At 73.6% G+C, this 13430-nt stretch carries 8 protein-coding genes; 6 read left to right on the top strand and 2 right to left on the bottom strand.

The window, feature by feature from the left end; all coding sequences use genetic code 11:
* Window positions 1–127: 127 nt before the first annotated feature.
* The 3 genes from POL72_RS19980 to POL72_RS19970 all read left to right on the top strand — a co-directional run bounded on the left by POL72_RS19980 (window position 128) and on the right by POL72_RS19970 (window position 2673).
* Window positions 128–922 (top strand): hypothetical protein, encoded by a 795-nt coding sequence (locus tag POL72_RS19980; RefSeq protein WP_272097053.1) that lies wholly within the window; start codon window positions 128–130, stop codon window positions 920–922.
* Between the two features lie 77 nt (window positions 923–999).
* Window positions 1000–2061, top strand: coding sequence for a hypothetical protein (locus tag POL72_RS19975; protein WP_272097051.1), 1062 nt, complete (start codon window positions 1000–1002; stop codon window positions 2059–2061).
* 99 nt (window positions 2062–2160) lie between these two features.
* Window positions 2161–2673: a Fur family transcriptional regulator gene (locus POL72_RS19970; RefSeq protein WP_272097050.1), complete on the top strand. Its 513-nt coding sequence runs from the start codon at window positions 2161–2163 to the stop codon at window positions 2671–2673.
* A 49-nt stretch (window positions 2674–2722) separates the two neighbouring features.
* On the opposite strand, the gene POL72_RS19965 is transcribed toward POL72_RS19970, so the two are convergent.
* A complete protein-coding gene (locus POL72_RS19965) occupies window positions 2723–5161 on the bottom strand; it encodes an HAD family hydrolase (protein WP_272097049.1) in 2439 nt (812 codons plus the stop codon).
* 1 nt (window position 5162) lies between these two features.
* Window positions 5163–6425, bottom strand: a complete 1263-nt coding sequence (locus POL72_RS19960) for an aspartate aminotransferase family protein (protein WP_272097048.1) — start codon at window positions 6423–6425, stop codon at window positions 5163–5165.
* Window positions 6426–6696: 271 nt separating this feature from the next.
* Between POL72_RS19960 and grpE the strand changes: the two genes are divergently transcribed.
* From grpE to POL72_RS19945, 3 genes are all read left to right on the top strand, one after another.
* Window positions 6697–7281, top strand: a complete 585-nt coding sequence (grpE, locus tag POL72_RS19955) for a nucleotide exchange factor GrpE (protein WP_272097046.1) — start codon at window positions 6697–6699, stop codon at window positions 7279–7281.
* Window positions 7282–7468: 187 nt separating this feature from the next.
* Window positions 7469–9331 (top strand): molecular chaperone DnaK, encoded by a 1863-nt coding sequence (gene dnaK, locus POL72_RS19950; protein WP_272097045.1) that lies wholly within the window; start codon window positions 7469–7471, stop codon window positions 9329–9331.
* 120 nt (window positions 9332–9451) lie between these two features.
* Entirely contained in the window at window positions 9452–13369 is a 3918-nt protein-coding gene (locus POL72_RS19945; RefSeq protein WP_272097044.1) for a serine/threonine-protein kinase, read from the top strand.
* Window positions 13370–13430 lie beyond the last annotated feature (61 nt).

The raw sequence follows: 13430 nt of genomic DNA, 5'->3' as shown, positions 1-13430 counted from the left end.
CCGCGCACGGGGCCCCGCTCCGTGGGATGGCGGCGCGATCGGCCACGTGGCACGTGGTCGCTCGGCCCCCCGAGAGGCCCCGAGAGGGCCTGCCTGCCTTGCTTCGCACGAGGGATGTACCGCAACGATGCCGCCCGCACGCCATGCCGCCGCTGCCTGCGCGCTCGCCCTCGCGCTCGGCCCCCTCGCCGCCGCGCCGAGCGCGCAGGGCAAGCCGAAGGTCAGGTACCACCAGGACTGGGCGAAGCACCCGTCGGCGCGCTACGCGGCCATGAGCGCGGCGCAGTGCCGCGCGGCGCTCACGCAGCGGAAGATCGCGTTCGAGCCGGTGCCGCGCGCGCCGGGCGTGCTCGCTCCGGTGCGGCTGATGCAGGGGGTCGGCGGGGTCCTCTACCGGACGGCGCTGCCGGCGCATCAACGCGCGGACAACCCGTACGACGTCTTCGACTGCCGCCTCGCGCTCGCGCTCTCGGACTTCAGCCGGATCCTCCGCGCGCACGACATCGACGAGGCGCTGATGTTCTCGGCCTGGCGGCCTCCGTCCAGGATGTGGCCCGAGGGCAGGCTCGCCACGCGGCACCCGGGCGGGCTCGCGATCGACCTCTACAGGCTCATCAAGGAGCCCGTCGGCGGCGGGTTCGCGGAGGATTGGCTCGACGTGGAGCGCGACTTCGTCGGCAGGCGCGGCGCGCCGGTCTGCGGCGAGAGCGCAGGCCCGGCGGGGAGGCCCCGCGGGGCCGGCAAGGGGGCGGGCAGCGGCCCTCCAGCGGACGCGGCGGCGCGAGAGCTGCGATCCATCGTGTGCGAGGCCGTGGATCAGCACATCTTCACGTCGATCCTCACGCCCAACTACGATCGGGCGCACAAAAATCACCTGCATCTCGAGGTGACCCCCGGCGTCCAATGGCATCTCGTGCGCTGATCCGGGACGGGACGTCGTCCGTCCTCCCGCGCGCAAACCCGCTCTCCCTCCGAGGTCGACCCGCTATGTTAGCCCGCGTGCCCGCACGAAGACCCCCGCTCTCCCGCGCGTCCGCCGCGCTGGCGCTCGCCGCTGTCGCGCTGTCGTTCACGTTCGTCGGCTGCCCCTGCGTCAGCGGCCCCGTGAACGCGAGCCCTGGCCTCCGCTGGTTCCTGTTCTCGAACTTCGGGGCCAGCAAGATCTGCCCCGAGATGCTGAAGAGCGGGGTCTCGCTGCGCCTGCAGGACAGATCGGCGTCCATCGGGCGGTTCTTCCCGATGCAGTGCTCGTACGACGTCAACGACGCGGCCCAGACGATCACCGTCCACATCGCCGGCACGGGGTACGGCTACATGCAGCCGGCCAAGCGGGTGGGCTTCTCGCTCACGACGTCCGTCGAGTACCGACCCGACTTCCAGCTCGCGGACGACAACGTCTACGTGTGGGGACGGCTGAACCGGATCGTGCAAGGCCCGAGCTTCCAGCTGGGCTACGTCGAGAACCCCGTCATCGACGTGATGGCCAACGTCCCGCCGTTCGGAGGGCTCGCCAACCTGCTCGGCAACCAGATCGTCGCGGGCGAGCTGACCCGCGGGTTCACCGTCCTCTACAACGAGGAGACCGGGAAGGATTTCACGCTGGGGATCCTCACGCCGCCCCAGCGACCGCACCACCCGTTCGAGGCCGAGGACGAGGAGCGGTACACCTTCGCGAACGAGACCATCGAGGTGCACGCGCACCAGCGCGACTACCTCGGGCCGTTCGAGATCGCCGACTCGGACCAGGCGCTCTACCTCAAGGTCAGCGCGCAGGGCGCGCCCGTGGACCTCATGATCGTCGACAAGCCCACCGGCGACGCGTGGCGCGAGGCGTACCAGACCGGCAAGCCGCTCGGCCCCCCGCCAGGCCCGGTGCAGGCAGGCGGCCCTCTCCAGCCCGGGATCATCGAGACGCGCCGCTACGCGCTGCGCCCGGGCCTCTACTACGTCGTCGTCGACAACACGGCGGCGGCCGGCCTGGTCGCGCCTCCCATCACGCTGCTCAGCCCCCTCGGGGGGCCGGCCGCTCAGGTCAGCTACATGGCGCAGGTCGGCGAGTAGCGCCGGCGCGCGGGGGCACGGACAGCGTCGGCGAGATCACGCCACGGGGGCTCGGTCGCCGGCCTTGACGCGGTTCGCCGCGAACGGGATAAACTTGCCATGGCCGTCATGGAGAGAGAGGGGAGCAGCGCCAGCCACGTCGACCAAGTTGCCCTCGACCGGCTACGCGCTCGCCTCCAGGCGTACATGGCCAAGAAGGGGCTGAGATCGACGGCGCAGCGCCGGCTGATCGTCGACACGTTCTTCTCCGGCGCCCCGCACATGACCATCGAGGACCTGCTCGCGGAGGTGCGCGCGCACGACCGAGGCATCGGGTACGCGACGGTGTACCGCACGCTCAAGCTGCTCGCGGAGTGCGGCGTGGCCTCCGAGCGCCGGTTCGGGGATGGCCTTAGCCGCTACGAGCTGGCGGACGACGCCAGCGCGCACCACGACCACCTGATCTGCGTCAACTGCGGGAAGATCATCGAGTTCGAGGAGCCGCGGATCGAGGCGCTCCAGGAAGAGATCGCCGCGAAGTACGGCTTCGAGGTGACCTGGCACAAGCACGAGATGTACGGCGTCTGCGCGGACTGCCGCGACGGCAAGGACACCACGCCCGACGTCTCGTAGCCCGCCGCGGCGCGGCGAGGAGCCCCGCGCCGGCGACCGCGCCCGGCGCTCAGCTCTTCGCGTCGAGCGCGCGGGCGTGGACGACCGCCATGACGCCGCCGAGCAGCGAGGCGATGGGCGCGTAGGCCGGCGGGAGCACGAACGCGGCGATGACCGCGGCGCCGACGAGCGCCGGGGCGACGCTGAGCGCGAGCCCGACGCGCGCCTCGAGGCGCGTGCGGTGCGCGAGCGCGAGGGAGAGCGCGGCGTCGCGGACGTCGTCCGACGCGAGGACCGTGGAGAAGTCGGCGGGCGCCGAGCCGGCGGCGCCGAGCGCCACGGAGACGTCGGCGGCGCCGAGCGCGGCGTCGTCGACGCCCGCGTGGCCGAGGACGGCGACGCTCGTGCCCGCGTCGATCAGGCGACGCACCTCCGCGCCGCGATCCGCGGGGAGGATCTCGGGGCGGATGTGATCGATGTCGAGCGAGCGGCCGATCGCCTCGCACGTCTCGCGCGCGTCGCCCGACATCAGCACGGGCTCGATCTGCGCGTCGAGCAGGTGCTGGATGGCGGCCCGCGCCCCGGGGCGCAGCCCGTCCTGCAGGCCGATGATGCCGACGAGGCGAGCGCCGACCGCGACGAGGACCACCGTGCGCCCGAGCGCCTCGAGCTCGGCGACGCGGCTCTCGGCCGCGGCGATCGAGATCCGCTGCTCGAGCATGAGCGCGCGGTTGCCGACGCAGAGGTCCTCGCCGGACGAGGTGACGGCCGTCACGCCGAGGCCGGGGTGGAAGTTGGGGTTGCGCACGCCGTCGGGCCGCAAGCCGCGGGCGCGCGCGGCGCGGACGATCGCCGTCGCGACGGGGTGCTCCTCGGTGCGCTCCGCCCCGGCCGCGAGCGCCAGCACGTCGCTCGGCTTGAGCTTCTGCCCGGTCGCCTCCAGCTCCGCGAGCTCGGGCTCGCCGAGCAGCAGCGTGCCGCGGGCGCAGAACACGGCGACCGAGGTCTTCCCTGCGCGATCCCAGGCGTCGGCGCTCTTGTAGACGATGCCCCGGCGGAGCCCGAGCAAGATGCCCCGCGCGACGTGCACCGACGCGATGGATGCCGTGATCGCCGTGGACAGCGCGGCGAGCACGGCGGCCGCGGTCATCGCGATCTCGACCGGAGCGCGCCCGGCGACGAAGGCGGAGAGCGCGCCGATCGCCGCGGCGCCGATCGCCCAGCGCTCGGTCAGGGCGCGGGAGGCCTGCGCGATGGGCGCGAGGGCGTCCGCGCGCCGGCGGGCGTCGAGCAGGACGCGCGCGACCGCGCGATCGCCGCCGGAGAAGGTGCACGCGCCGACGAGGCGACCCCGGACCACGGTGGCCCCGGCGACGACCGGGTCGCCGTCGCGGCGGCGGGTCGGCGTGGTCGCGCCGATCCAGGGGAGGACCTCGACATCGCCGCCCGTGACGACGAGGTCGACGGGGACGACCTCCCCCGCGTCGACCTGGACGCCCTCGCCCGGTCGCAGCTCGTAGAGCTCATCCCCGGCGCCCTCGAGAGAGCCGCCGTCGCTGCCGCGCTGCGAGGCGCGGTCGGCAGGCGCCTGACCCTGCGCCCACGCGCCAGGCGGCCGGCGCGCCGGCGTCGAGAGCACGGATCCGATCCACGCCCGCTCCGCGAACACGCGATGTCGGGCGCTCTCGATGAGCCACGCGCTGATCGCGCTGGCGGTGGCGATCACGCCGGCGAGCGACGCGGCCTCGGCCGCGAGGGCGCGGTCCTGACCGAAGAGGGCCCAGACGGCGGCCACGAGCCCACCCAGGACGGGCGCGAGCATCGGCGCCGGGTGCGGATCGGTGGCGTCGCGCGCGGTCGTGGCGGCGCGGCCGAGGAGCATCCCGGCGCTCACCGTGGCGAGCACGATGCGCGCGCCGATGACGAGCTTCGCGTCCCCGGCGAGGGTGAGCGCGACGGCCAGCGTCCCAGCGATGATCGCGAGCACGAGCAGGAGCGCGCCGATGTCCCGCGCCTCGACCGCATCGTAGCGCTGCGGCTCCTCGCTCAGGATGGTGTTCCCGATGGGCTCGAGCAGCGCGCGATCGTCGTCGAGGACGGGCAGGTCCGGGAGCTTCTCGTCGAGCGACACGGGCGGGAACGCGTCGACGATCGGCGCGTCGAGGTCCGCGACGCGCGCCGCGCCCTCGTCGGCGCTCGCCCGCGCGGGCTCGGCGCGCGCCGCGGAGGCGTGGTGCCCGCCGGCGCCGGGCGGCGCGCCCGACGGGAGCCCCCGGGGAGGAGCGCCGGCGAAGGGCGCGCCCGACGCCGCGAGGCCAGCAGGCCGGCCGTCGCCCGGCGCAGGCGCCGCTTCACCGAGGAAGGCGTGGCGGCACCGCGCGTTGCAGAAGTAATGGAAGCGCTGATCGAAGATCGCCACCTGCCCCGCGCGCAGCGGATCGATCAGCTTGCTGCAGCCCGAGCACGGGACGGGGGCGGCGGCGGGACCCGCGGCGCGCGAGGCGACCACCTCAACCCGCAGCCGGCGTCTCGGCGAGCGCGGCCTCGACCTCGGCCAGCGCCTCGTCGATCTGCGCCTCGCTCACGATCAGGGGCGGCGTGAACCGGAGCACGCTGTTGCCCGCGATCGTGAGCAGCACGCCGCGATCGCGCACGCGGCCGAGGGCGGCGCGCGCGTCGACGGTCGGCGCGAGGATGAGCCCGCGGAGCAACCCGCGCCCGCGCTCGCCGAGGCACACGCCCGGCAGCCGCGCGGCGATCGCGGCGAGGCCGCGGCCGAGCCGCTCGCCGCGCTTCAGGGCGGCCTCGCACAGCTTCTCTTCCTCGATGACCGCGAGCACCGTGCGCGCCGTGGCGGAGGCGAGCGCGTTGCCGCCATAGGTCGAGCCGTGCGAGCCCGGGGGCAGCGCGCCGTTGAGCCGCTCCCGCAGCACCAGCGCGCCGACCGGGAACCCGCCGCCGAGCCCCTTCGCGAGCGCCGCGGCGTCGCTCTGGACGCCGTCGTACGCCGCGCCGAGCCAGTGCCCCGTGCGCCCGATGCCGGTCTGCACCTCGTCGACGAGCAGCAGCGCGCCGTGCTCGTCGGCGATGCGCCGCAGCTCGGCGAGGAACCCCGCCGGGGCCGGCAGCACGCCGCCCTCCCCTTGCACCGGCTCCACGAGGATCCCCGCGACGTCCGGGCCCATGGCGGCGCGCACCGCGGCCACATCCCCGTAAGGCACGTGCGTGACGCCGTCGAGCGAGGGGCCGAAGCCCTCGCGGTACTTCGGCGTCCCGGTCAGGGCGACCGCGCCGAGGGTGCGGCCGTGAAACGCGTTGTCGAACGCGATGATCCGGTAGCGCCCCTCCTCGCCCCGGTTGAAGAAATGGCGGCGCGCGAGCTTGAGCATCGCCTCGTTCGCCTCCGCGCCCGAGTTGCAGAAGAAGGCGCGATCGAAGCCGGTCTTCTCGCAGAGCTCCTCGGCGAGGCGGAGGTTCTCCGCGTTGAAGAAATAGTTGGAGACGTGCATCAGGCGGCCCGCCTGCTCCGAGATGGTCGCCACGAGCCGCGGGTGAGCGTGCCCGAGCGAAGCCACAGCCACCCCGGCGCACATGTCCAGGTACCGGCGCCCCTCCGTGTCGAAGAGCTCGCAACCCCTGCCGCGGTCGAGGACGAACGGCGGCTGGCGGTAGTTGCCGAGGAGGTGCTTCTGCGCCGCGAGGAGCGGCGCGCTGGCGGGCGTCGAGGCGTTCGCCGGAGGGGGTTCGGCGGCGCGGCTTGTGGCGATGCTCATGGATGGCGATCTAACGCCGGGCGGGGCCTCGGAGCAAACGGTCGATGCGGCGCCCGCAGCGGATCGTGGAGACCCGGGCAAACCATGCGTCCGGAGCGCCTCCGGAGCGCCTCTGGAGCGCGTCCGGAGCGCCCGGGCGCCGACCCACGCGGGCGTCCTGGGCCGGGGCGGCGGCACGCGCCGGCGCGCTCGGGCGCCGGCGCTCGCCTCCTGCCGACCATGGGCGTGGCGATTGCCAGCGGATCGCGGCTGGTTATAGTGCCGCCGTCCTATGAGCGATTCGGAACAAAATGGGTCGAACCAGAACACGGGGGAGACGGCGGAGGCGCAGGCTGAGCGCGCAGAGCCTGCGGAGCAGCAGGCCCCCGCCCCCGAAGACAAGCTAGGCGAGGTGCAGGCGGAGGCCGCGCGGATGCGCGAGCAGCTGCTGCGCACCGCCGCGGATTTCGACAACTTCCGTAAGCGCTCCCGGCGCGAGGTCGAAGAGGCGCAGCGCCGCGGCCGCGAGGCGATCCTGAAGGATCTGCTCCCGGTCTTCGACAACCTCGAGCGCGCGGCCAGCCACGCCGAGAGCGCGCCGGACGTGAAGTCGGTCGCCGAGGGCGTCCGGATCGTGACGAAGCAGTTCGTCGACACGCTGGAGCGCATGGGCATCAAGCGCATCGCCGCGGTCGGCAAGCCCTTCGATCCCAGCGTGCACGAGGCCATCCAGCAGCTCGACTCGACCGAGCACCCCGCCGGCGTCGTGATCGCGGAGGTCCAGCCGGGATACATGCTGGGCGATTACCTGATCCGCGCGGCCATGGTCGTCGTCTCGAAGGGCTCGCCCGTCGAGCCGGCGCCCGCAGCGAACTGAGCCTCCGCGCGGCGTCGCGCCGGCTCCCTCGGCGCACACCTCCGGCACGGTGCGCATCCTGGCGGTGATCCTGTCCGGGATCTGCCGTGCCCCGCTACCTCACCGCACGATCTCCCCAAATATCGCGGGCGCCCAGGTCGTCTCCCCACCCGGCGAGCATCCAGGCCTGTAGTATCTTTCGCCGCATATGGGGAAGGTGATCGGCATCGATCTCGGGACGACGAACTCGTGCGTGGCTGTCGTCGAAGGGGCAGGCGTCGCCTCGGCGAGCGATGTTCGGGTGATCCCGAACGCCGAGGGCGCGCGCACCACGCCTTCCGTGGTCGGCTTCCCCGCGAGCGGCGAGCGCCTGGTCGGGCAGGTCGCGCGCCGCCAGGCGGTCACGAACCCGCAGAACACCATCTATGCGGTGAAGCGGCTGATGGGCCGCAAGTTCACCGCGCCCGAGGTCAGCAAGCAGATCAGCCTCGCGCCCTACAAGATCGTCGAGGCGCCGAACAGCGACGCGTGGGTCGAGGTCAAGGGGCGCAACTACTCGCCCCCCGAGATCTCGGCGGTGATCCTCGGCCAGATGAAGCAGGTCGCCGAGCGGTTCCTCGGCGAGCCCGTGACGGAGGCGGTGGTCACCGTCCCCGCCTACTTCGACGACGCCCAGCGGCAGGCGACGAAGGACGCAGGGCGGATCGCCGGGCTGGACGTGCGCCGGATCATCAACGAGCCGACCGCCGCGGCGCTCGCCTACGGCCTCGACAAGGTGAAGGCCGAGACGATCGCGGTCTACGATCTCGGCGGAGGCACGTTCGATATCTCGATCCTCGAGATCGCGAGCGGGGTCTTCAGCGTCAAGGCGACCGGCGGCGACACGCACCTCGGCGGCGAGGACTTCGACCAGCGGATCATCGACCTGCTCGCCGACGAGTTCGAGGGGAAGAGCCGCATCGATCTGCGCCGGGACCGCATGGCGCTGCAGCGGCTCAAGGAGGCGGCCGAGAAGGCGAAGCACGAGCTCTCGTCGTCGCTCGAGACCGAGATCAACATCCCCTTCATCGCCGTCGGCCCGGGCGGCGGGCCGCTCCACCTCGAGCGGACGATGCGGCGCAACGAGCTCGAGATGCTCTGCGAGGGCCTCATCCGGCGGACCATCGACGTCTGCCGCGCGACGCTCGGGGACGCCAAGCTCCCCGTCTCCGCCGTCAACACGGTGGTCCTCGTCGGCGGCATGACCCGGATGCCCGCGGTGCAGGCGGCGGTGCGCGAGTTCTTCGGCCGGGAGCCGAACAAGGGCGTGAACCCCGACGAGGTCGTCGCGGTCGGGGCCGCGCTGCAGGGCGCCGCGCTCTCCGGACAGGTGGACGAGGTGCTGCTCCTCGACGTGACGCCGCTGTCGCTCGGCGTCGAGACCGGCGGCGGCGTGAGCTTCAAGCTCATCCCGCGGAACACGACCATCCCCACCGAGCGGAGCGAGATCTTCACGACGAGCGTCGACAACCAGAGCTTCGTCCCCGTGCACGTGCTCCAGGGCGAGCGCGAGATGGCCGCGGACTGCCGGAGCCTCGCCCGCTTCGAGCTCACCGGCATCCCTCCGGCGCCGCGCGGGCTGCCCAAGATCCAGGTCACCTTCCGCATCGACGAGAACGGGATCGTCCGCGTCGAGGCGCGGGATCTCGGGACGGGGCGGGTGCAGGAGATCCGGGTGACCCCCACGAGCGGCCTCACGCCGGACGAGGTCGATCGGCTCGTCTCGGAGGGCGAGCGGTTCAAGGAGACCGACGCGCTCCGGCGCGATCTCGCCGAGCTCCGCAACCAGGCAGAGACCCTCGTCTACACGACCGAGCAGGCCCTCGAAGGCTACGGCGATCTGCTCGACGCCGAGCTCCTCGGCGAGGTCCACGCCGAGTGCGCGGCGCTGCGGAAGCTGCTCGAAGGCGGCGGCGACCTCGACGCGCTCCGGGACGCGTACGCGCGCCTCGAGGGGGCGGCGTTCCGGATCGCGGAGTCGATGTATGGAGGGGACGATGACGCCGGCGCGAACAAGGCCGTCGAGACATGACGCGCGGCTAGGCGACGCGGCCGGGGCGACGGCGCCGGCTCGCGCGCCGATCGCGGGCCGTCCCCTCCGGAGCGCCGCGCGCGCCAGAGGCGCGAGGCTGCGTGGCGCGCAGGCGGGGCGATGCTGAGCGAGACCTTCGGGCGGTATCGCTTGCTCGAGCGCCTGGGCGAAGGCGGCATGGCCGAGGTCTTCAAGGCGAAGAGCTTCGGCGTCGAGGGGTTCGAGAAGGTCCTCGTCATCAAGCGCATCCTCCCCAAGCTGGCCGAGCAGGGGCGCTTCGTGGACATGTTCGTGCACGAGGCCAAGCTCGCCGTGCGCCTCTCGCACGCGAACATCGTGCAGGTGTTCGACCTCGGCCGCGTCGACCATCCGAACGGCGATCCGACGAGCTACTTCATCGCGATGGAGTACGTCCCAGGGCTCGACCTGGCGACGCTCCTGGCCCGCTGCCGGAGGGCGAAGAGGCCGATCCCCCTCGCCATGGCTGTCTTCATGACGGCCGAGATCGCGAAGGCGCTCGATCACGCGCACCGGCGGCGCGACGAGCAGTCGCGCCCCCTCGGCATCGTCCACCGCGACATCTCTCCGCAGAACATCCTGCTCTCCTGGGAGGGCGAGGTGAAGGTCACCGACTTCGGCATCGCGAAGGCGACGCAATCGATGACCGACGAGGAGGTCGGCGAGAACCGCGCAGGGAGGATCCGCGGGAAGCTCGCCTACATGAGCCCGGAGCAGTCGCGCGCCGGCGCGATCGACGGCAGGAGCGATCTCTTCTCGCTCGGCACGGTGCTCTACGAGATGCTCGCCGGGTCGAACCCGTTCGCGGCGCCGACGGCGTTCGAGATCATGCGGCGGCTGCAGGCGAGCGAGTATCCGCCGCTCGCGCTCGTGCGCCCCGACGTGCCCCGGTCGCTCGTCGACGTCGTGAGCACGATGCTCGCGAAGAACCCGGAGGATCGGTTCCCCGACGCCGGGCGGCTGCACGAGGCGCTCCTCGGCTTCTTCTATGCGACGGCCGAGCGGTTCGGGGCGAACGACCTGGCCGAGTTCCTGGAGCCGTTCCACGAGGAGAAGAGCGCCGAGATCCAGGCGGGCGCCGTGCTCCAGGAGGAGCCGAACGGGGCCAACGAGCGCACGCCCGTCGAGGTGCCGCACACGACGAGCACGCGCAGCCGCTCGGCGTCGGGGCTCCTCCAGCTGCTCGAGAAGCCCGACAGCGGCCCGGCCGCGCGCGGGCTCGGCGAGCGGCGCGAGGTCACGGCGCTCGTGCTCATCTTCACGGGATCCGAGGACGACGCGGCGAGGCGCATGGCGCGGGCCCGCGATGTGCTGGCCCGCTACGGCGCGCTGCTGCTCGAGCAGGAGGCGTCGCAGCTCGTCGCCGTCTTCGGGCTCGGCGACGCCGACGGCCGCGACACGGAGGCCGCGGTGCGCGCCGCCCTCGTGATCCTGCGCTCGCGCGGCGGGGGCGCCGCCGTCTCCGCCGGCATCCACCTCGCCCGCATCCTCGTCGACAGCGCCGGCGCCCCGATCCGCGACGAGCGGCTCACCTCGCTCATCGCCTCGGCCCAGGCGCTCGCCCGCGCGACCGAGTCCCAGGTCGCCGTGTCGAACCTCACCGGGCGCGTCCTCCGCAACGCGTTCACGACCGAGGAGCTGCCCGGCGCGGGCCGGACGGCGCCCGAGGGGGGGCGCGTCGTCACCTCCGCGCAGCCCCCGGACGGCGCGTACGGCCGCTTCATCGGCCGCCGCGACGAGCTCAAGCAGCTCGGCGACATCCTGGCCGCCGCCACGAGGAAGCGCGCGCAGATCGTCGTCATCCAGGGCGAGCGCGGCATCGGCAAGACGCGGCTGCTCGCCGAGATGGAGCGGCGGCTCTCCAAGGGCGACTACAACGTCGGTGTCTACGTCGCCTCGTGCCCGCACAACGGCGCCGACGTCCCGTGGAGCGGCCTCACCGCGATGCTCCAGGTGCTCTGCGGCATCCAGGAGGGCGACGACGAGGAGCGCATCCGCGCGGTGCTGCCGCGGCTGCGGGCGCTCGGCCTGCGCGAGGACGAGTCCGCGGCCGTCCTGGGTCAGCTCGGCGCGGCGCTCGCCGAGCGGCGGGCGCCGCAGGGGACGACCGCGATCCTGCGCACGGCGTTCCCGCGCATGGTGCAGAGCCTCTGCGAGGATCGCCTCCACTGCTTCGCGTGGGACGACGCGCAGGCGATGGACCAGCTCACCGCCGAGACCCTGCTCGCCACCGCGGGCCGCGCCGGCGGGCTCCGCGCCGTGCTGATGCTGGCGACGCGCAGCGACCCGCCGCCGCTGCTCGAGGCGCACCCCCACTTCTACCGGCTCAAGGTCGGGGAGCTCTCGGACAGCGACAGCGCGCGCCTCATGTCGGCGCGCATCGGCGCGACCTTCCTGCCGCCCGACGTCGTCGCCTTCTGCCGCGAGCGCGCCGGCGGCCACCCGCTCTTCCTCGAGGAGCTCATCAAGGAGCTCCTCGACTCCGGCGCGCTCAGCGTCGCCGGCGGCGTCGTGAAGGCGCGGCTCGACGGCGCGTCGGCGGTGCCGCGCTCGCTGCGCACGCTCATCGCGACCCGGGTGCGGCGGCTCGACCCGAGCGACCGCGCCGTGCTCCAGGCGGCGGCCATCCTCGGCGATCCGGTGCCGACCGAGGTCCTCGCGGCGCTCCTCCAGCAGAAGCTCTCGGTGGTGAACCGCGCGATCTCCGGGCTCGCGACCCGCGATCTGCTGCGGCTCAAGGGCCCCGCGCAGGCGAGCTTCGCGTCGCCCATGCACGGGGAGATCGTCCTCGACGCGATCCCGCCGGAGCTCCGCCGGGAGCTGCACGCCGCGGCCGCGGCGGCGTACGTCGCGGTCGTCGGCGAGGAGAGCGCCGAGCACGCCGAGCGCATCGGGCAGCACTTCTACCAGGCCGGCGATCGCGACCGCGCCGCCACGTTCTACGCGCGGGCGGCGCTCCACAAGATCCGCGCGAGCCAGCTCGATCCGGCGCTCCGGCTCATCTTCCAGGCGCTCGATCTCGGCGACCACGCCCACCGCTCGCCGGCGGAGCTCTCCGCGTGGCTCGGCGCGCTCGCGGACGTCGTCGTGCGCGTGCGCTCCGCGCCCGATCTCGCCGACGTCGCCGCCCGCACGCTGAGGCGCGTCGACGAGGCCGGCACGCCGGAGCAGAAGCTCTCGGCCCGCGTCGACCTGGCGCGCGCCCTCGGCGCGGTGGATCTCTTCGCGGACGCGTACGCGAGGCTCGAGGAGGCCTACGCCCTCGCCGGCGATCGGGAGGACCTCCGCCGCAAGGCGCTCGCGTGCGAGACGGAGATCGGCGTCCGGACGGGCGACTTCGCGCGCGCGGAGCGCGCCGTCGAGCAGCTCGAGGCGACGGGCGCGATCGACGATCCGAGGCTCTTGCTCGCGATCTCCCAGACGCGCGCGGCGACGGGCGACATCGCGGCGGCGCTCCGCGCCCTCGATCGGGCGGAGGCGCTCGGCGATCCGGGCGACCTCGCGGCGGCGAGCGAGCGCGAGAAGCAGCGCGTCCTCGTGCACGTGTTCCTGCGCGACTTCGACGCGGCGGTGAAGAGCTCCGCCCGCGCCGTCGACCTCGCCCGGTCCGCGGGCCTGCGCTTCGAGACCGCCGCCGCGCTGCACAACCTCGGCGACGCGAGCCGGCGGCTCGGCGATCTGCCGCGCGCCTACGCGTCGCTCACCGAGTCGAAGGAGCTCGCCGAGGAGAGCGGCCACGAGCGCCTCGCCTCCATCAACCGCGCGCACCTCGCCTACCTGGACGGGCTGAGCGGCGCGGCCGGCGCCGGCGAGCTCCTGCGCGAGCTCGCGCGCTACGCCGACGCGCGCTCCTACCGCACCGACGCCCTCGAGAGCCGGTACCTGCTCGGCGCGCTCCTGAAGCAGCGGGGCCTGGTCAAGGAGGCGCGGCGCGAGCTCGCCGAGGTGCTCGATCTCGCGTCCGCGTACGGCAACAAGCTCGTCGCGGACGACGCGCGCTCGGCGCTGTCCGAGCTCTGACCCCTCGCGCTCGTCGCTCGTCGCGCGGCGATCCACGCGACGAGCGGCCCGCCGGCGGACA

The organism is Sorangium aterium (genome assembly GCF_028368935.1).
In the GTDB taxonomy this organism is placed as follows: Bacteria; Myxococcota_A; Polyangia; order Polyangiales; family Polyangiaceae; genus Sorangium; species Sorangium atrum.
The sequence above is the reverse complement of the archived record's forward strand: the minus strand, read 5'-3'. Positions and strand labels throughout refer to the sequence as shown.